The sequence below is a fragment of the Glutamicibacter sp. NPDC087673 genome (assembly GCF_044743255.1).
Classification (GTDB): domain Bacteria; phylum Actinomycetota; class Actinomycetes; order Actinomycetales; family Micrococcaceae; genus Glutamicibacter.
In genome coordinates, this window is the sequence record NZ_JBIUWB010000003.1 from 62,592 (window position 1) to 82,364 (window position 19,773).

13 protein-coding genes are annotated in these 19,773 nt (G+C 50.2%); 6 read left to right on the forward strand and 7 right to left on the reverse strand.

The window, feature by feature from the left end:
• The first annotated feature begins 11 nt into the window (after window positions 1-11).
• Window positions 12-3,524 (forward strand): CDP-glycerol glycerophosphotransferase family protein, encoded by a 3,513-nt coding sequence (locus ACIOTL_RS07865; RefSeq protein WP_400342287.1) that lies wholly within the window; start codon window positions 12-14, stop codon window positions 3,522-3,524.
• A 76-nt stretch (window positions 3,525-3,600) separates the two neighbouring features.
• On the opposite strand, the gene ACIOTL_RS07870 is transcribed toward ACIOTL_RS07865, so the two are convergent.
• Window positions 3,601-4,809, reverse strand: a complete 1,209-nt coding sequence (locus ACIOTL_RS07870; RefSeq protein ID WP_400342288.1) for a CDP-glycerol glycerophosphotransferase family protein — start codon at window positions 4,807-4,809, stop codon at window positions 3,601-3,603.
• A gap of 427 nt (window positions 4,810-5,236) precedes the next feature.
• On the opposite strand from ACIOTL_RS07870, the gene ACIOTL_RS07875 reads away from it, so the two are divergent.
• Genes ACIOTL_RS07875 through mutM form a run of 4 tightly spaced genes read left to right on the forward strand, consistent with a single transcriptional unit; the run spans window position 5,237 to window position 7,606 of the window.
• A complete protein-coding gene (locus ACIOTL_RS07875) occupies window positions 5,237-5,758 on the forward strand; it encodes a DUF177 domain-containing protein (RefSeq protein ID WP_181148963.1) in 522 nt (173 codons plus the stop codon).
• 2 nt (window positions 5,759-5,760) lie between these two features.
• Window positions 5,761-5,964 carry a 50S ribosomal protein L32 gene (gene rpmF, locus ACIOTL_RS07880; protein ID WP_013348816.1) on the forward strand — a complete coding sequence of 68 codons (204 nt, stop codon included), beginning with the start codon at window positions 5,761-5,763 and terminating at the stop codon, window positions 5,962-5,964.
• Window positions 5,965-5,967: 3 nt separating this feature from the next.
• Entirely contained in the window at window positions 5,968-6,666 is a 699-nt protein-coding gene (rnc, locus tag ACIOTL_RS07885; RefSeq protein ID WP_400342289.1) for a ribonuclease III, read from the forward strand.
• Window positions 6,667-6,676: 10 nt separating this feature from the next.
• Entirely contained in the window at window positions 6,677-7,606 is a 930-nt protein-coding gene (gene mutM, locus ACIOTL_RS07890; protein ID WP_400342290.1) for a bifunctional DNA-formamidopyrimidine glycosylase/DNA-(apurinic or apyrimidinic site) lyase, read from the forward strand.
• A 116-nt stretch (window positions 7,607-7,722) separates the two neighbouring features.
• On the opposite strand, the gene ACIOTL_RS07895 is transcribed toward mutM, so the two are convergent.
• The gene (locus tag ACIOTL_RS07895; protein WP_400342291.1) at window positions 7,723-9,135 is read right to left on the reverse strand and encodes a hypothetical protein; all 1,413 of its coding nucleotides are present in this window, start codon (window positions 9,133-9,135) and stop codon (window positions 7,723-7,725) included.
• A gap of 284 nt (window positions 9,136-9,419) precedes the next feature.
• Window positions 9,420-11,471, reverse strand: coding sequence for a heparinase II/III family protein (locus ACIOTL_RS07900; protein ID WP_400342292.1), 2,052 nt, complete (start codon window positions 11,469-11,471; stop codon window positions 9,420-9,422).
• A 2,432-nt stretch (window positions 11,472-13,903) separates the two neighbouring features.
• Here ACIOTL_RS07900 and ACIOTL_RS07905 point away from each other — a divergent pair.
• Window positions 13,904-15,751 carry a hypothetical protein gene (locus ACIOTL_RS07905; RefSeq protein ID WP_400342293.1) on the forward strand — a complete coding sequence of 616 codons (1,848 nt, stop codon included), beginning with the start codon at window positions 13,904-13,906 and terminating at the stop codon, window positions 15,749-15,751.
• 99 nt (window positions 15,752-15,850) lie between these two features.
• Here the strand turns inward: ACIOTL_RS07905 and ACIOTL_RS07910 are convergent, their stop codons facing one another.
• The 4 genes from ACIOTL_RS07910 to ACIOTL_RS07925 all read right to left on the reverse strand — a co-directional run bounded on the left by ACIOTL_RS07910 (window position 15,851) and on the right by ACIOTL_RS07925 (window position 19,737).
• Window positions 15,851-16,531: a hypothetical protein gene (locus ACIOTL_RS07910; protein WP_400342294.1), complete on the reverse strand. Its 681-nt coding sequence runs from the start codon at window positions 16,529-16,531 to the stop codon at window positions 15,851-15,853.
• A gap of 279 nt (window positions 16,532-16,810) precedes the next feature.
• Window positions 16,811-17,278 carry an ATP-grasp fold amidoligase family protein gene (locus tag ACIOTL_RS07915; protein ID WP_400342473.1) on the reverse strand — a complete coding sequence of 156 codons (468 nt, stop codon included), beginning with the start codon at window positions 17,276-17,278 and terminating at the stop codon, window positions 16,811-16,813.
• Window positions 17,279-17,933: 655 nt separating this feature from the next.
• A complete protein-coding gene (locus ACIOTL_RS07920; RefSeq protein WP_400342296.1) occupies window positions 17,934-18,650 on the reverse strand; it encodes a DUF6270 domain-containing protein in 717 nt (238 codons plus the stop codon).
• Window positions 18,651-18,879: 229 nt separating this feature from the next.
• Entirely contained in the window at window positions 18,880-19,737 is an 858-nt protein-coding gene (locus ACIOTL_RS07925) for a serine hydrolase domain-containing protein (RefSeq protein ID WP_400342297.1), read from the reverse strand.
• Window positions 19,738-19,773: the final 36 nt, after the last annotated feature.

The window sequence follows — 19,773 nt, forward strand, 5'->3', positions numbered from 1 at the left end:
GGACACTATTCGTGGCAGTTGAAATTCGAGCTATGCAAGACTTGGCGCAGTCAGCGATGCAGACTTTGCGTACCCAGCGGTTAAAGCGCAAAAAGTATCGCTACTACAGCGGCTACCAAGAGCTGAACCTTGCAATTCGTGATGAAGTTCTGCATCTGGACGCTAGCGTTGCCCATCCCGTGCAATCCGTTTCGGTATTACACGGTAGCCACATCGTTCTTTCTGTTGCGCCACTTACGTCTGATCTAGTCAAAATCGGTCACGATGAATCCCATCGAATCTATGCTGAGATCTCTCTGGATCCCCTTCTTGATCGGTGGCAAGACTATCGCGAACTCGCTTCCAGCAACGAAGAGCCGGAATCCAGCGTTCCTGATTCGGATGACGCAGATGACAACCAAGTGACTCTGGAAAATGACCTGTACGCCGGTACGGTTCGTCTTGCACTGACCTTCAGCTCCGAATTCGATCAATTGCCTCCGGGAATCGCATGGTTGCAGCTAACTGAAGACGGTGAATTGCTCAGGCGCAAAGAGGTCCGGGAACGGATCGACGCCGGGGAACTAATCCTCAACGGCCCTGTTATCGCCCACCGTATTCTGGGGCGGTTCTCGTCGACTACTTTTAGCCATGACACGGTCTATAATTCAGGCGAACGCAGCGTAGGACTTTATATCAATAAGAAGGCCGAAGTGGCTTTGGCCCTGAACCGTCCTCTACGCTTCAAATATCGAATTCGTACTGACATCACCCGGATCCACGACGGCATGCTGTCGTTGGGCGGAGTTCTGGAAACGCAGAGCGACCGGTTGTCCTCAGTCACTTTGCAACTGGTTGGACGTAAATCGGAATTTGCAGTTGAAGTTCCAGCGGAGCTGGTTTTCGACGAAAAGCATGCAGCAAAGCGCTTTGGACGTGCTATCTACAGCTGGTCAGCAACCCTGGATTTCAAATCTGCTGACTGGGAGGCGATCGATCGTGGCGATAACTACGATCTCTATCTGCTGGCGACTTCGAATTCCAGCGGTGAGCTTGCACGCATTCGAGTGACTCGTACCCCGTTTGCCGTGCGCAGCACGACGCGTGCAGATGCGGTGACAATCGGTGAAAAGACTCTAGCGATTTCTCCGTATTTCACCTTCAAAGCAAAATCAACATCGGTGATTCTGGAAGTGTTCGACAAAGAAGCCTTTGCCGTACTTGCTAACGCTAAACAGCGCAGTTTCCCAATCAGCCAGCCATCGGATTCGAAGCCGATTTGGATCGTCGGCGAACTATCCTACAAGGCTCAGGACAACGGGCTGCATCTGTTCAAATACCTGCGCAAAGAACGCCCAGATATTGATGCATACTATGTCATCGATGAGAAAGCTCCCGATTTGCGGAATTTCGATTCCATGGATCACGTCGTTTTCCATGGCAGCAAAGAACATTTTGAATTGGCTATTCGTGCGCAACGAGTCATCGGCACGCACCATGCCGATTACTTGTACCCAACAAGGCACCATAGCTTCTCCTCGCGTTGCCGCGCTACTCGGGTGTTCTTGCAGCATGGCGTCATGGGAACCAAATGGATGGTTCCCAACTACGGCAAGAATTCACCTGGCTTTGCGACGGACCTTTTCATGGTTTCCTCTGAGCGCGAGAAGCAGTACATCGTTAAGGACTTCCTCTACTCGCCTGGCGAAGTCAAGGTCACCGGGCTATCGCGGTTCGATTCCTTGCTGGCGACGGATTTGAGTGTTAACGAGAACATGCTCCTGATCATCCCAACGTGGCGTGATTGGTTGCAGAATGAGGAAGTTTTCCTAGAATCGGACTATCTCGAGCAATGGAAAAACCTGCTTAATTCGGCGGAACTTGCCGAATTAGTCCAGAGGTATGGCCTGGAAGTTGTTTTCTGCCTCCATCCCAACATGATGCAATTCAGGGATCATTTTGCTGGCGCGCCCGCTCGACTAATTGTCCAAGGTGAAATTGACGTCCAGGAACTAATCAAGACCGCGGCAATCATGGTCACGGATTACTCTTCAGTGAACTTTGACTTCAGCTTCCTGCACAAGCCTGTTCACTACTACCAGTTCGATCGCTCTCGCTTCTTGGGACCGAGCGGATCGCATTTGAACTTGGACGACGAATTGCCAGGCCGCATTGCCTTTGACGCAGAAACATTGCTGGATGATCTTTCACGTACCCTGCAACGAGGGAAAGCCATGGAAGACAAGTACCGCCAACGTGCTGACGTGTTCATGACCCATCGGGACCAAAACAATTCGCAACGCATAACGGAAGAAATCGAGCGAGCCGAGCTGCGCGGCAAACCCAACGTTGGCTGGCGTGCCGAATTGCCGGTTAAGTTGAAGAACAAGTTCCGTAGGAACAAGCGGTACTTTGACGTCATGCGCAAGCTATACAAATTGTACAAGCTTGCTCCCATGGAAGAAGACCTCATCGTCTTCGAATCAGGTCTCGGGAATCAGTACGGCGACTCTCCTCGGTATATTTACGAGGAATTGCTGCGACAAGGTGACACACGTCGCAAGGTATGGGTTTACTCGGGCAAGCACCGCTTCTCCGATCCTCTGACGACTACCGTTAAGCGATTGTCACCGGAATATTTCTGGCACCTCGCACGGGCAAAATACTGGGTGAATAACCAGAGCTTCCCGCACTATGTGAAGCGTCGCGCGAAGGGAGTGTTCCTGCAGACCTGGCACGGAACACCACTCAAGCAGATGGCACTCGATGTTCGCGAAGTTCAAGGCCGCGATGAGGGGTATCTTGAGCGTGTTACACGAGCAACGCGCCAATGGACGCACCTCATTTCGCCTTCTCGCTACACGAGCGAGATCATGCGATCCGCCTATGCATTCTCAGGCGAAGCCGTGGAGCTTGGCTATCCCCGAAACGACATCTTGACCGGTACCGACGTTGCTGAGCAAGAAAAGCGTGTTCGTGATGAGCTTGCGATACCCCCAGGAATCAAGACCGTACTTTACGCGCCGACATTCCGTGACGATGCGGCTTCAAGCCGCGGTAAATTCAGATTCGACCTGCCAATGGATCTGGAGGAGTTCGACCGTCGTTTTGGCGAAGATACCATCTTGATGTTGCGCATGCATGTGCTGGTATCAAATGCCGTGTCGATTCCGGAGAGCCTGCGGCACCGCATTATCGATGTCTCGAGTCATCCAGATATTCAGGAACTGTACCTTGCTTCTGATGTATTGATTACTGATTATTCGTCGGTGTTCTTCGACTACTCGCTGTTGCGACGACCAATTATCTTCTATGCATACGATCTGGAGAACTACCGGGACAATCTGCGTGGTTTCTATTTGGACTACGAGAGTGCGTTGCCTGGCCCTATTCTTGAAGAAGAGAACGACCTTTGGGATGCACTATCGTCAGCTTTGGCGGGGGCTGATCTGCCAGGGGTGAATCGAGACGAATTCATTGAAAAGTTTGCCCCAAATGATGACGGACATGCCGCGCGGCGCGTTGTTGAGCGCTTCTTCAAGTAAGGAAGACACCGCAGCTTATTGAAATTGTGGTGCCGGGCCTCTTGCAGGCCCGGCACCACTATGCTGCTGAAGCTGGCTAGTGATCAGTGACGCTGTCTTCTTGCACTAGCGCCAGCGTTTCTGCAATGAAACGTTGCATGCTGGCACCGGGGGAAACGTCGCCAAAGTAGTAATTGACCAGTCCTCGTAGCTGCGGGTTGCTGCCGGCCAAGGCCTCTCGCGCCAGCCGGCTGATTTCCGTTGCCGACGCAGCTGTAAGGGCAGGCACCTGTCGCAGCGCTGGAGTTTCATCAACGGTAGCCTCGGTGGACACTGGTTGCGTCACGAACATTGGTTTCCCTGTCGCCAAAAAGTCATAAGCAACTGCGGAAATGTCAGTCACGCAAAGGTCGGCAGCTGACCACTGCCAGCCCCAGTGGGCCGAGTCATCGAAAATGAATTGGGCTTTTGAAGTTTCGCTGTGCGCCCTCAGCTGTTTTCGGATTCTTTCTACGCCTTGCCCATAGGGTTTCGCACCCATTCCAGAACGTGGATGGGGACGAAAAATAACGTTGAATCCGCCGTCCTTGATCAGGGCGTCAATTAATTGTTCACCATGGGATAGTACTGAGCCATAATTCATGGAAGGCCGGTCGCCTTCCCACGTTGGGGCATAGAGAAGTGTTGGTAGTTCCTTATTCAGGTTCACCGGCGACGCATAATCCACATCTATTTGCGGACGCCCAATTAACCGGCATCGCAACGAAGCGTCGAAATTGCGCAAGTGATTTACCAGGCGATCTTTAGCTGCTACACCGGCTGAAAATACATAATCGTAGGCCTTGAGCTGGTTGGACCACATGTAGGCTTTTTCGCTTTCGCCATGGCAGATGAAGACATGATTAGGCGCATTGAACCGCATGATTTGAAAGTTCCGGATATTTTGATTCACGTAGAACACCACACGTAGATCCTGGGATTGCATGAATCGCTCAACATCTACAACGGCGGGGGCGAAGTGAATCGGTAGCGGGCATTCCTTGCGCAGCGACAGTGCAGTATCAGGACTTCGTACGATGATTACCACCGGCACGAATTCTGCCAAGGCTAAAAGCGGTTCGTACCATTGCCTGATCTGGTAGGCGTTGGCCATCTCATCGGGAAAGTGCAGCGCTACCTTGTACCGGTCAGCGTCCACGGGCAGGTGACGTAGTTCTGTGGCGTGGTTCTGAATGAACTTCAGGTGTCGCCGTGTCTCAAAGCGCGATTGCACTTTCTTGACGACGCTATTGACGGTTCGTAACACTTTCACAGAGAATCCCTCACCACTTAATTCGAAGCATGACCAAGCATAATTCGCTGGGCAGGCTTTCTTCGGGACGTTTGCTATAAGCCGTTTTGCGTCGCGCTCGCCCGTGGCGTTATTCCGATTCTTCTTCGAAGTCCGCGGCCCGGATTGCAAGGTCGGGAATGTTGGATTAGCAACGCGTGCAAGTAGGGATTGGCAGGTCGTCTACGATATGCTGTGGTGAGTGCAACACCGGCATCGAGCTCTGAAAACTGGTTTCAGTTTGGGAACTTGGCCTACGGCAAGCTAAGATGAAATGTCGGACTATGTTTCTATAGGAGTCATCATTAGCGAAAAGCGTTCTGATCGATCGTCACACGGCGAACTCGATCGCAACTCGCCTCTGGTTTTTTCAACCAGGGAGCTCGGCCGTTCGCCTGGCTCAATGAAAACTCTCAATGAGCAGGTTTCGGCACCCGCAGATGTGGGAAATGCACTCATCGGTATTCGTGGAGGATCTGAGCTTGACTTAGATCTTCGCTTTGAAGCCGTGCATGAAGGAATTCTGGTATCGGGTACCGCTACAGCGCAAATCGCTGGGGAATGTGGACGATGCTTGGAGCCCATCGAGTACGACTTCGAGGCTGATATTCAAGAGCTCTTCTATTATGAAGAGAGCGAAGAATTCGAAGACGATGATGATGTGGATCAGTATTGGGTGGTCGGTGACTTGATTGACATCGATCCGGTAGTACGGAGCGCAGTGGTTACCGCCCTGCCGTTCCAGCCGGTTTGCCGGGAAGATTGCTTGGGGCTCTGCAGTGAATGCGGAATCAGTCTCAACGATGACCCTCAGCATGATCATGAGATTCTGGATCCACGTTGGGCAGCGCTAGCGCAGCTGTCCGACATTGTCGCAGAGGATGCGACAAATGATAAAACGTCAGACAAGAGAGAAGAGAAGTAGTCGTGGCTGTTCCAAAGCGGAAGATGTCCCGTGCGAATACTCGTGCCCGCCGTTCTCAGTGGAAGGCTACCGCACCGAACCTGGTGAAGACCGTTGAAAACGGTCGCGTAACCTACAGCCTGCCTCACCAGGCTAAGGTTGTCACCGACTCGGCTGGTACCGAATTGTTCCTTGAGTACAAGGGTCGCAAGGTCGCAGACGTCTAAGACATGTCTTCAAAAGAAGGACTTATGAAGCGTCTCGGAATCGATATTGATTCCGAGACGTTTCGTCTTGCATTTACCCACCGCTCATATTCCTATGAGAACGGTGGCATTCCAACGAATGAACGCCTTGAATTCTTAGGCGATTCAATTCTTGGCTTCTGCGTTGCAGAATACCTATACGCAACTTTCCCGAATCTGCCAGAAGGCGATCTCGCGAAGCGGCGAGCGGCTATCGTCAGTACCCGCGCCTTGGCGATCATTGCCCGTGATCTGGAAGTGGGGGAGCACCTGCTCCTAGGACGTGGGGAAGCCCAGTCCAACGGAGCCAATAAATCCTCCATTCTGGCAGACACCATGGAAGCAATTCTTGGGGCCACCTATTTGGTTCAAGGCATGGAAGCTGCGCGCTCGTTTGTGCTTCGTTTCGTCACTCCACTGCTGGAAGATCATCGGCTGCTGGGCGCGACGACTGACTGGAAAACTGTAATCCAGGAAGAAGTAGCCTCCCAAAAGCTAGGCGAGATGCACTACCAGGTCACTGGTTCCGGTCCTGACCACGCACGCACCTACCTTGCCGAACTCCGCATCGGAAACGAGGGATACGGCCAGGGACATGGGCCATCCAAGAAGGAAGCTGAGCAGGAAGCGGCGCACAAGACTTGGCTGTTGCTGCATCCAGGTGAGCAGCTACCTAAGGGATAGCGTTTAGTTCATGCCAGAACTGCCAGAAGTTGAAGTAGTCCGCGAAGGGCTGGATAAGTGGGTTCGCACTCGAACGGTACTAACCGCTCAAGTGCTGGACCCGCGTTCCGTCCGCCGTCATGCCGACGGCGTTGAAGATTTTGAACAGACATTGAGCGGTTGCTCTATCGCTTCCGTGGTTCGCCGGGGCAAGTTCCTCTGGATGGACCTCGAAGGCCTTTCAACTCCTGCAGCATTGGTTGCCCACCTCGGCATGAGCGGTCAACTTCTTGTCGAAGAACCTGATGCTCCCGATGAGAAACATCTAAAAGTCAGGCTCTCACTCAGCGAAAGATCCGATTTCCCCAGTGAACTGCGTTTCGTAGACCAGCGTATCTTTGGGGGAATGTTCCTCTCCCCACTGGTTGCAACAACCGATGGGTTGCCTGCCGGAGCCGGGTCGCTAAAAGCATCGATCCCACAGGCGGCCGCTCACATTGCCAGAGACGTGATGGATCCTCACCGCAACCCCGAAGACCTGTACGTCGCGCTTCGCAAAAAGACGACAGAACTCAAGAGAGCCATTCTGGACCAGGGGATCATTTCCGGAGTCGGCAACATCTATGCGGATGAAGCACTCTGGCAAGCAGGCCTTTCAGGTTTGCGCAATACTGGCACTATCAGGCGTCCAGAAGTGCAACGCCTCAATAATGCTTTGGTTGATGTGATGACACGCGCCCTCGCCGCTGGTGGTACGAGCTTTGATTCTCTATACGTGAATGTTAACGGCGCTAGCGGTTACTTCGCCAGGTCCTTGAACGCCTACGGGCGCGAAGGCAAAGCCTGTCTGCGTTGCAGAGAAAACGGTCGTGAGTCTCTTATTCGTCGTGATCCCTTCATGGGCCGTTCTTCCTACAGCTGTCCCGTGTGCCAGCCGCGACCACGCCGAACAAGACGTTAGCTGCGATTCCAAAGTATCGTTTACTCGTGGCTGGCACTCCCGGGGATCCGATCAAGAGGCAACACGCGATTCGTGCTAGCCCCGGGAAGTCAATTCACATGTTCGATGAACAACGACTACGTGATCCTGAACCCCACAGTGACGATTCCGTCCCAGGCTGAAGGCTGTGCGGATTGTCCGCAAAAGTCCGAAACTTTATCGACAAGTGGTTGTGCCGCAGACTCTGAACTAGCGGCAACAAATAATTCAAGTGCACCATCCGGGCGGCTTGTAATTTTACCTGAAATGCCTCCAATTCGTGCTAATTTCTTGATGGTTCTACCTGAATATGGACGTAACTGAACAGAACCGCTCTCAGAGTCGAAAAGGTACCTTTGGCGAAACGGAAAACCGTGCTTAGGCAGTGCGGGTAACGTTAGTTTCGAAGCCAAACCTTCTGCGAACAGATTACGCACCGCAGAGGGATCAAAGCGGATCGTTTTGAACGAGTCACCGGTGGGCCTGGAAGAGCTAGGGAAGAACGAGTCAAGTATGGCTTTTGGAACGTCGCGACCAGTGCCGATCGATGGATACATATTCACGCCAATCTGTGGCCGCGAATTGATTTCAATTATCACGTAGTTTGCCTCGTCAGATCCGTCGTAGAGCACGTCTACTCCAGCTATATGGATATTTGGGAGAACGCGCACTGCTCGTATCGCGGCTTCCTTGATAGCATCAGGAATAGTCTCTGTTACGTCCTGGACATCGCCACCGGCAGATGCATTTGCAACCCTGCGTAATGTCACTTGTTGATTTTTCCGTGGAATAGTGTCAATGGTCAGTCCTTGGTCCGTCAGACACTTGCGGACCTCGTAATCAACTTTGATTAACCCAGAACCCAAAAATGGATTTCTGGTCCGACGGTTGTTTTTGATGGCGATTAGTTCTTCAATGGTGGATCTTCCATCACCAACAATATTGGCGGGTATCCGCTTGACCGCGCCGACAACACGATTTCCTATCACAAGTAGACGGTAGTCGTCTCCTCCATGATGACGCTCTAAAAGGATCGTATCTTGTTTAAGCATGACAGTCAGTTCATGGAAAGCATCCCGAAGTTCGTTCCAATCGTTGAGGTTCGAGAAGACACCACGGCCCATTGAACCTTGATTTGGCTTCAAAACGAGAGGATATCCCATTATTAAACCGAGTTCACGCAGCTGTTCGTATGTTGTGTTCGATGTCTCTAGCAGAATACTCCGTGGCGACGGTATTGCGTGTCTTGTGAGTATCTGGTTGGTTTCTCCCTTTCTATCGAGGCGAAGATAGTCTGCTCGTGGGGTAAGTGAGTCGGGCCTAGCGAAATTGAAGTCGATCTTAGTGGTGCCATCTGAAATGGAGTAGAGGTGTAGCTCGGGCGCCGTGAATGTCACTTCTAGTCCTCGTCGCCATGCTTCTAAAGCGATCGCGAAACTTGAAAGGCCACTACTCCCCAAGCGCCGGCCCATCAATCGAGATGAGAAGTGAACGGGCCAAACTACTACCATGCTTATCTCCTTCGAGGGGGGCACCCAACTAATCTATGTTCTCGTAATCATTGTTTCACGGATGGTCGTCAACTGAATCGTGACCCAACGCGTTCGTCTCCCCCGAGTTTGGCTGAAGATATTCTATTCGTAAGTGACACAGCTGCGCGATTTATTCTTCCTATATTTTTGATTGTAGAAGTGCGAATCTTAAGCTATCAGCTGGGGACACACATCGCCTATAATCAATAGTTCTACGCCACCACTTGCGCGGTGGAGAACCCGCATTCAACAATGTTGCTAACCTAGGGGACAAGAACCCAGTCGGACGTGAAAGCCTTCATGGCATGGTTTGCACCCTTAGGAAAAATTCTGGCTCGGTATCTACCTTTCCGCGTTACAGTGAAGGCCATACTTTTAACCAACCCTCGGTGCTCGTGTATTAGTTCGTTTTCGTAGTAAATACGGATCACTGCTCGTGTGTCTTTGCTGCAACGATCAAGTCGAAGAACATGGTTAAGGCAAAGCAGAGTACCAAACTGTGATCTTTGACGATCCTTCACTTCGACTCCTTCATGTGGAATGGAAGGGAGGGCGCTAGAAACCTTTGGAGTCTCCTGTAGGCTAGTTATTTGCTTTGGGGTGGAGTTTCCAAGCTTCTTCGCTTCAAAGTCGAAGGTTGTGATGAGGGTAGTTACACTTTCCGACCGGCCCTCGAATATAACTTGAATCTGTGAGCCAGGGACTTTGTGACCAAAACTCGGAAAGCGCCATCCTCGCGGACGAGATCCACTTCGCCCGGTAAAGCGAACGATCTTCTGGATATCGACGCCAGAAAAATCGAGCCTGATGACAGGTAAGGAATCGATACAACCTATGACATAATTCTCAAAGATTTCTACTCTGAGAAACGGACCAAAATTCCAAATTAATGAGTAGATATGGTTAGATTCTGAACTTAGTTTGTCTACCACTCGGATGCGTTGCAGATCATCGGACATGAATAATGATCGATTATGGGTAGTGCCGGTGAACCTGGAGTTTGATGCTCTTACATAAATTTCCCCGAGTTCTCCGACTCGGCTGCGAGTCATCGAAACATGGTCATATTTTCTGTCATGCCGGGGTAAAGATTTATAGTCCAGCGCAATTGAATTGTGTGCAAATTGACTGAAAGCATACTTTGTCATGGCATCTTGCATTTGATAGCCGAAAGGTCCAGCTTCAGTCAGTAATTCGTAGCCATATTTCCAAAGGTACACGTGGAGATCATCCGAATGTTTGTGGTAGGCCCCGTTGTACGCAGCTATAAACGCCAGATATCCAGCCGAACTATCGCTCCAAGACGTGCGATGAAAAAAGTATCCAGAGACCGGTTCCGACAATGTGCGGGTACCGGGTTCACTACCTCGCGAACCGCAAGAAGACACGTAAGCAAACTCCTCGCTATTGAAAACGTTGTTCCGTGCTCCTGAAAGAGCAACTTGCGCAGTATCACTTAGTGGGAGAAATTTCCCGTCTGGTTGAACACAATGAATCGTATGCGATTCGGCACTCGCGAGTATCTTGCTTAACTCAGGGGGAATAACACCGAAAGCAGCCTCCATGAACAATGAGTGTTCGTGAATATGTCTAGCTATCATTAGGTGATAGGACGGACTGTGTTCGATATGCACTCCTTCGGACGTGAAGGAATATGCAAAATACTCAGAAATACGCGTCAGGGAGCGGGCTAAGAAGTTGGATCGAGTGGCATGCTCTGCCCAGTCAGCATAGACTGCATAGTCTCGCAGAGACTTTGCCTGGAACATACCGTGATTGTTTTTTCCAGCATAGAAATCGTCTGTGTACAGGAGTGCCGCGGTTTGGTCCATTAAACGTTGTAGTTCACTGATCAAACGGGTTCTTTTATGCCTCATACAAAGGTGATGTAAATGGATAGCTGCAGCTAATCTTTGCGCGGTGGTTTCATCATGATAGACAGTCTTGTAGCTTAAATCGGATTCCTGCAATGAGCCATATTGTTCAATCCAGATTAGAACGAAATTTTCAACATGGTCGAAGTCTTTGGCGGAGGACTCCAAAGCTGCGTACCACCCAGAAAGAAATATCCACCCCTGTACAAAACGATTCACGCTATTGTTATTCGATAGTTGAATAGTTCCATTCACTAATATCTCCACAGATCCCCAGTTGGGATGTGAGAGCGAGCCGGACAGAGTAAAATTCTGGAGATTCCTGAGGGTGCTCATGGTTGAACTTGATTTAAAACGATTCACGATGTACTGACGAATTTGGATTTGGTCCAGAGAATCGAAGACGTCAGGATCGTTGATATTTCTCTCCAATGAAAACAACTTTCTACGTGATCCTCTGGAAGTTCAGGGAGGAGTGCTATCTAGTGAATGTAGAGTCAAATGCGAGATATTGACACTTCAATAAATTTTATCATTGAGTCACCAGCATACATATTTTTCTGAAAGTGATGGAGTACTATTTCCATTCAGTAATAAGTACCCGCGCGGAAACACTAAGGATTAATTTGGGCGAAAGAACTTCTCGAAGCTCACAAAAATCGAGAGGTGCTTGAAGGGTTGATAGCAGACTAGGGCGTCAAGATCTACACAAGATCACGAAAAGTCGACCACTGTTTACCGTACGCGGTTTGATGCCACTGTCTTTCGAGAGAAAGATGACACCATACCCAAGAAGTAGCCTTCCGAAGATCGTGACCGTGCCGTACAGCTGGTCCTGGATCGTCTCCCCGAACACCCATGCGTGCACGCGGCTTGCAAGGTCTTTGCTCCGATACTGGATGCCGGTCCCGAGTCCTTGCGTCGTTGGGTGTTCCCGACCCATGTTGACACCGGAGTGAAGGATCGGTCAACCACCGATTATCAGGATTAGCGCAAGCGCCAACCTGCCCAAAACCGGGATCTGAAGGAAGTCAATGAAACCCTGAAGATTACATCGATTCTCTTCGCGGTGAAGCTGGACCCTCGCCGACGCTGATCTGCCGGGGCATTGAACAGTTCAGGGCCGAAGGTCATGTGGTCGAGTTGATCTGCGCCGTCCTCCGTCAGCAGGCGTGCGGGTCGATGCACGAACCAGCGGGTCTGGAAAACAAGACAGCGGGCACTGCGCGCCATCGAGGACGCCTAGATCATCGACTCGTGGCGCGGGCGCCGCGATCCAGATGCTGGGGGAGCGGCTTGGGCCGGAAATCCTCTACAGTCGTCAGAAGATTGCCGCATAGCTGCGCCGCAGCGGCTTCCCCGAGCTCTCCAAACACACGGTTGACCGGCTAATGCGGGACACGGGCACGAACGGCCTGGTCAGAAGACACGCCCTGCATCGCCACCCGTGACGGTGTATGTTCAAAAGTCAGCTCGGTGAGCTTTATCTGGTTAATTTCAGGTCGCAATCCAGCCCGTTGATCTGTTGTGCGCTGGACGTACAGCTTCACCGAGGGCGATACCAGTGCCAAGTGGCTCATCTCGTTCGCGCCATGTTGTCATACTCTTGCTCTGCATTGCGCTCAGCGGCTTGCGGGCATTCATATTTGAATCATTCGCCCGTATCAGCCTCGCCAGTGCGTTATTGACTCGAAGCCGATCAGTAATCATCTGGTCGCGCCTTACGCTATGTACTCTAAGCGCGGTCTGCACATCGCCTGCTCGACGGTCACACAGCTTTTCAAGATCCATTACTAGTGCCGATCTAGTTACTGTATTTTCGTCCAGATTGTCTGTTTTCCCTTGCCTCGGAGCCATTTGGCTGAAGGAGCGGGTGCTTCAACCACACCACATATCTTTCCGGCGTTAGTCGTTCGGATATGTCGGCTCCGTAAGAACCGGTGGACTCGCCCATGATAAGAACAGAGTCGATATTGTCCTCGGTTCGGCGCCTGATCCAGGTTGCTACATGGGTGAGGCCGGTGGAACTGGTCGAGAAGGTTTCTTGAGCCAGAACCCGACCTGAAGCCGATTCGAAAATCGCGTATGCATGCGTTGCTGCGTCAGTGTCCACGCAGAAATTAAATTGCTAGTGATCAGCCGTAATTGGCATAAGATGCCGCCTTCTTGTGAGCCGTGTCGTGTCCGATATCGGCCCGGGAGAAGTTCACTACGAGGCAGGCCTGTATGGGGCCACAATCCACGAAGATTGGGTTGGCTTCTAGTCAGGCCGTCGCGGTAGGCGGGGTCGATGCCTGTCCGTCCAGCCAGACGGACAGATACCGGAAATGACACCCTTTAGGAGTCAATCGGTTCATGAGTCACATCGGGTCCGAAGAACCAATATCACCCTGCCAGCTAGTCCCAGGCCAGCCCCTACAAACAGTTACAGACGGTTCAGAAGGGATTGCGAGCCCTACTTTTCTTTCAGGTTCACCTCGCTATAAGTCGAAGAGGGCTTACCGCTAATAAACTAGTATTCTGCTGGCGCACCAGCAGTATTCGCTTCTATGATCCTATGGATAGATAAAGGCTAGACGTCGTGACACGGATGGATAGCCGAGAGTAGAAATGTCCCCTCCTTCAGGAAGTATGCAAGATACCGGAAACGTCTGAGAATACTTCGTTGTTCTCTGGAAATTTCCTGGTGCCTATCGAAACCTGCATTGCTGAAAGTGTTTCTAACTTTCAATAAAGTAAAATTCTGCTCGAAGTGGAGATGTTCTATGGATCGCAGATGGCCGGATGATGACTAATTTGTATAAGCAGCTGCTGCTGCTATGAACTTCAGGTGCATTTCGAAAGATAAGTTATCAAGGTGTTATATTGGGCGAATGGATAATATTTCTGTCCCAGAAGCTGCGGATTCCAAAACGATAACTGGCACCGTTGCGCCCGTCATCAGATATGACCCATTGCGACAAGACGGCGCTAAAATGGCTCTCCTGAACGGGCAGTCCACAAACGTTGTCGGAGATAGAAGATACACGATAGACGGAGCGGCTATATTCGACGGCCGCGTCATTTCGGCTCGTGAGAATCTAGATTCTCTCGTCCCGTTGATCGCTGGTAGTGATACCCTTCGGAGCACCGGAGCAAGCTGGATATCTCGGACCCGCAACCCCAATGCTCTATTTGTGGTGGACGAGACGAACCAAGAAGCCGTAGTGGTGCCAGACCCGCTCGGCGGCGCGATAGTCTACTACTACAATGTAGAAGGGAAATACTATGCTTCAACAGATATAGCTTCATTGAACAGCGCATTGCAAGCTGACGGTGTTCGAACGACTAAGTCATACAACTTCCAAGTCGAACGACTTTTAATTGGTAATTGTGGTACTACTGATTCTAGCTATGACGAGATTAAGACACTAGATTCATTTGAATTCATCCAGATCAAATCTGGAACATTCCAAATAGTTAATATGAGAAATGAACTTTTGGAAAGCAACTCAGACTCTTATTTCGAGTTGCTCAGGAAGACGCGGCAAGACATTATCGAGAACGTTGTTGCTGTCGCAGGGTCTCGTTCTCAGATGAAAATCGCTCACATTACCGGCGGGTTTGATTCGCGTCTGGTGCTAGGAGCAATCACCCACGCAGGAGTAAAGGATAAGTTCAGATTTTTCTGTTCCGGTCCCGAGAAAACTCGGGATCGAATCATCGCGGATGGCTTGACCGAGCAATACGGATTAAAAAGGACAACTGGTCCAGGACTTGTCCCTGGACCAGCGCATTCCATCACTGAGCGACTTTTAGGTCCGCTATTTCACAGTGGGGGAATTCTTACCACAGGTCCTAATGGTAGAGAGATCCCAGTCGATGTTGTTGCTGTCGGTGGTGGATACGGCGAAATGTACCGAACCGTCTATGCAGACCGATTCGCCGAAATTGACAGGAATGATCCGAATGCAGCTATGCGGTCGATGCTTCCATGGTCTAACAAAGATTCTACGTATATTTCAGAGGAAGCCTGGGCCTCCTTATCACGGTCGATCAACGCAAAATGGCAGTCGGTCGCCGATCAGTACGAAGAAAAGGATTTCCGGGGTGATGCCCTTTGGATACATCGTCGCGCTAGGTTTCACTTTGGACAAGGTTCGATGGCCTGGAGCCGCGTAGGGACCCGAATCGATCCGGCTTATTCCCTCCATGGATTCAGGCTCGCAATGTCAACACCAATTCTCCTACGTTCGGGTAATGCCCTAGGCTACGATCTCATGCAATCATTCGATCCGGATCTGGTTAGCTTCGAGTTTGATAAACCGCGCTTTGAATCTGACGAATTCCAGAACTTGAGACGATTCAATGGTGTGCGTTCGTTGCCTTTGGGCAGACCGAGTTCTTATGAAAATGCTCCCAGCACGCCTCATACCAAGAATCGTGTCATTCCTAACACGTTGGATCCATTTATTTTGGACGATAAGAATCCCACTGCCGCGGAGAGAGCACAATTCGTCGAGCAGGCAAACCGTCTTGGCGTTAATTTTTGGCAGTCCGCTAGCTATACTGATGCTCAATCTGTTTTGACCAGGATGTTAGCGGATAAACAAATTCGTGGAGCGGCACCGGACTTAAACTGGGCGTATGTAAACGACCTATTGAAAGACAAACCCTTAACTCGTGGACGAATCAGGGATATATATTCGGTAGTCGCCTTAATCTCCTGGCATGCATCATAACAAAACTGGGCACCGTTCTTTACCCCTTTTCTCGTATAAATCGTGGGGTAAAGAACGGTCCATGGCATATCAACCCAAAATATTTAATATTTAGGGTAGCTAGATAAATTCATCTAGAGAGGTCAAATCCTTAACCGCGAGGGTTGTATTCATCAACTCCCGTAGGACAGACCCAATGAGCGTCCCGGATGGCGGAGCATGGCCCAATGCGAACTCTGCTAGGTAGACACCATGGTCATCTCCCAATAGATTTTTCCCTTGTACCAACTCACGCGTTGTCGTCTTGAACCAAAGCGGCTGCAAATGTTCTATACGGTGTGAATCACCTAGATTTTGAAGGTAAACCAATCTGCGCGGTCTATGTAGAGTTGATTCAGTGACCACTGACGTTCGTGACGCACGATCAGTACGGATTCGGCAGTATTCTTTCCAATCATCGCGGCGCAGAGTGTCGTGCGAAAAATTGTATTGACTACGAAGATAGTCCTTGACGAATCTGGGGGAGTATTCGAATATATCTGTTTGTGGGTTCCAAACCAATGTCGTAGTTCGGCTCGAAGTGTCCAGCCCGGCGTTCAAAGCAGCATATCCACCACCGGATCCACCAACCAGAATCAGTTCAGTCTCTAAAATCTGATGCAAGGCATCGAGAGTTGCGGACAGGTTTTCTCCGAAATTGTCGGTTGCGTCCCCTAAGTACCAGGCCAGCTTGAGATCGCGATCAGCATCGAGAGCTGGATCCGCAATCGCAATCAATGGTAGCCCAAGCCTCTTAGTCATGCCGAGACCGGAAAAAATGGTCCTAATTGAGTGGTTCGATTCGATATCGCTCCACTGAAAAATATCGGAGTAGCCTTATGAGTAGTCTCTTTAATATTTTCGTTGATGTAGAGGTCAATGTTTTTCTGCCCAGCGGCAAACTGGATAGTGTGAATTCCCGGAATGCGATTCCACGTATTCCTAAAATGCTCTAAAGAATCCCACAAATAGTGAAACTGTTTCCATTGTGCGTAGTTCGAATAGTTCATATTAAAATCTCACCATACCTAAATTTTTTGATTAAATATCAGTGCGATGTTTTTGGATCGATTTAAAATGCTCAAATTTCTTACCCGAAATGAGGTCCGTTCTCAATCGAGCATCTGCGCTCACCAAGTGGTTGCCTAAAGAATTGTCGATCGATGCAGCGAATAGATGTGCACCCCCAGGCTTGGGAGTAATTTCATTAACAACGGCACCGCTTGGTGAGGCCAACAAATCAACTCTGACAAATGGTGCTGGAATGCTATGACCTATTCGCTCAGCGATTTCGTAGAATTCTGGAGGAATCCCGTGCCCAACAAAAAGTTCCTTCGAGTATTTACCTGTGTTAACTAGGTTTGAATAGTTGTCGTACCAGCAACGTTGTACTTTAGGAATGCGAACGGTCTCCAGCGCAAGGAGCGGCTGACCGTAAAAGGTGTAGAATTTAATGTCGCGAGCAGGCTGGTCTACGACTTTATCATCAAGAATCAAACGTTCGCGGATCCACTGATCTTACCGCTCGTTATAAGATTCTTCATACACTGGCGTAAGTCAGTGAAATTAGAAATTATATGATTATTAACAAGGTCTATGATGGAATCAGCGGTTATGAGAAATACGCCCTGCGACATGACTCCTGTGAGTGGCTTTACGACAGTATTTCGCTCAAGGGGTATTTGATCGTGGTTAAAACTCCTCAATTCTAGTGCAGGGCTAGACAGTCCAAGACTTTCAGCGAAGGCATAGGCATTTAGTTTCTCGTCCAATAGCCACGCACTATTCTCTCGGTGGCCGAAAGCTTTTCTGCTCTCCCAATAGAGTAATGAATGGAAAGAAGCAGGAGGCTGATGGGCAGGGCGTGGTTTTAAAGTCCGCGGCCTTATCATCTGTTTGTTAAGTCCGAAGTCAAAAGGTAGGCTCGAAACTACTTCCATGGAAGAATTGGTTCGAATCATGCACGTAAAATGGTATTTGCCAGGAGCTAGAGATGGTGGCGTTTCCCATGTGTTCGAACTGCCTGCTTTGGACGTCGCGGTGACCTCGTTGCCACGGTGCAGTTTGAACGTGTATTCGGCGTCGTCAGGTCCGCCCGTCAGCCGCGCGTTGACTTTTAGGCCCAAACCTCTTGTCAATAATTTATAATTAGTCATTTAGTGTCCTAGCCCTTAGCGAGTTCTTCAATTATTTTATTGTAGAAGTCGTTTTGGTAGTGGTATTGAGAAGGGCCCCATTTGTGATTTTTGTCAGATAGAGAAATCTCAGGTCCTGGTTCTATGGTTGCGAAACCTAATCCAGAAAGGTAATCGTAGTATCGTTGGTATAGGGTGTTCGCCGTTGCTGAGTCCATGCCCCTGAATTGCGGAGTTGGAGTTCCCTGTATCGTTATGTCTGTCCAATTTGCCTTGATTAAGCGCGATTTTTCCAAGAGCCCCTTAGCCTGCAATAGGATCTTTAGTTGATCCGCGGATTTTGACCAAATATCAAAATGCCTATCGCTACCAAATCGAATTAGCGTTCGTGGAATCTTAAACGTTGACAGTAGATTTGAGCTAACAAGTTCAGTGGAATTCGTTATATAAGTTCCGCCGTGTATGCGGTATGCGCCTAGGCGCTCACTCAATATATCGAACAGGAAGATATCAATTTCGTCACTGTTTTGGATGATTTTAGGGAAAAGGGAGGACTGGATGTCTCCTCTAACCATTCGAGAGTTAAAGTTTAGCGGCAATGACTGAACTGGAATTCGTTTTTCGGGCTTAGATGCCGCACTAATTAGCGATTGCCTCGCGACATAGTGCGTTAAGGAGTTTTCATTTTTTATTAGCTCGTATGTGTCGCGCGAAACGCAACCGCCGTATACGAAAAATTTCTTCATTTCGTCCTGGAAAGTCGTTTAGATATCGTAAACATTCATATCTCGTCTGTATTGGCATGTATTCTTGTTGCTATAATACCGGTATTCTGATGTGCGGTCGCGAAGGGGAGACTCCGTGTCAGGCTTGGACCTCTTGGAGGGATCCAGTCGGACTTGAGAAATTCGAATGTCACTTGACCTTAGGGTGTTGGAAGTACATCGGATTCAGAACCGCAGGAAGTACGGAAAACTACGTTAGCTCAGACAAGATTTGCTCATTGAACGGCGCCCAAGCGTCAACAGCCCACTGGCCAAAGCCTTTGTCGGTGAGCGTCACACAGGCCAGACGATGTTCCGGGTCCACCCAGAGGAATGTGCCGGACTGGCCAAAATGCCCGAAAGTGGTACCGGGATGGTTTGCACCTGTCCAGTGCGGCGCTTTGGATGAACGGATTTCAAACCCGAGTCCCCAATCATTCGGGTTCTGCCGGCCATAGCCGGGCAGAATTCCAGCCAGGTTCTCGAAATGCACACGCGTTGCCTCGCTCAATGTTTCTTGCGCCACGATAGTTGGTTGCAAAAGTTCGGCAGCGAATTTTGCTAGGTCCGCAGCGGTGGAGCGGCCATCCTTTGCGCAGCTGCCGGCAATTTCCGTATCAGCCATGCCCAGGGGAGCGAAGACCGCTTCCTGGGCATACTGGGCCATGCTGATTCCGGTCTGTTGTTCCAGATGCTCTGCGAGCTTTTCAAAGCCGTAGTTGGAGTATCCGCGTTTAGTCCCTACAGCAAAGCGGATGGTTTCCGAATCAAAATCGTAGCCTGCGGTGTGCGCCAACAGGTGGTGCACGGTTGAACCCTCTGGCCCTGCAGGGTCTTCGAGGGTGATGGCTTCTTCTTCCAGAGCAACCAAGAACGTGTAGGCACTGAGCAACTTGGTCACCGAAGCCAAGGGGTAAACACGTGCAGTATCACCGTGCTGGTCAACGATTGCACCATTGCCGTTCACCACCACGGATACCGCGTTGTCACTTGGCCACTGGTCAATCTGCGTCAGAATGCTCATAGAATGATCTATCCCTCGATTTTCTTCCTCGGATTTTGCGAGCACAACCAGATAATCCCCAGTGCGCTTCGCTAGAATTGC

What these genes read in the sequence shown, in the direction of transcription:
- ACIOTL_RS07875 (WP_181148963.1), top strand. Translation starts at nt 5,237, where the DNA reads ATGAAAACTCTCAATGAGCAGGTTTCGGCACCCGCAGATGTGGGAAAT.
- rnc (WP_400342289.1), top strand. Translation starts at nt 5,968, where the DNA reads ATGTCTTCAAAAGAAGGACTTATGAAGCGTCTCGGAATCGATATTGAT.
- mutM (WP_400342290.1), top strand. Translation starts at nt 6,677, where the DNA reads ATGCCAGAACTGCCAGAAGTTGAAGTAGTCCGCGAAGGGCTGGATAAG.
- ACIOTL_RS07895 (WP_400342291.1), bottom strand. Translation starts at nt 9,135, where the DNA reads ATGGTAGTAGTTTGGCCCGTTCACTTCTCATCTCGATTGATGGGCCGG.
- ACIOTL_RS07905 (WP_400342293.1), top strand. Translation starts at nt 13,904, where the DNA reads ATGGATAATATTTCTGTCCCAGAAGCTGCGGATTCCAAAACGATAACT.
- ACIOTL_RS07910 (WP_400342294.1), bottom strand. Translation starts at nt 16,531, where the DNA reads ATGACTAAGAGGCTTGGGCTACCATTGATTGCGATTGCGGATCCAGCT.
- ACIOTL_RS07920 (WP_400342296.1), bottom strand. Translation starts at nt 18,650, where the DNA reads ATGAAGAAATTTTTCGTATACGGCGGTTGCGTTTCGCGCGACACATAC.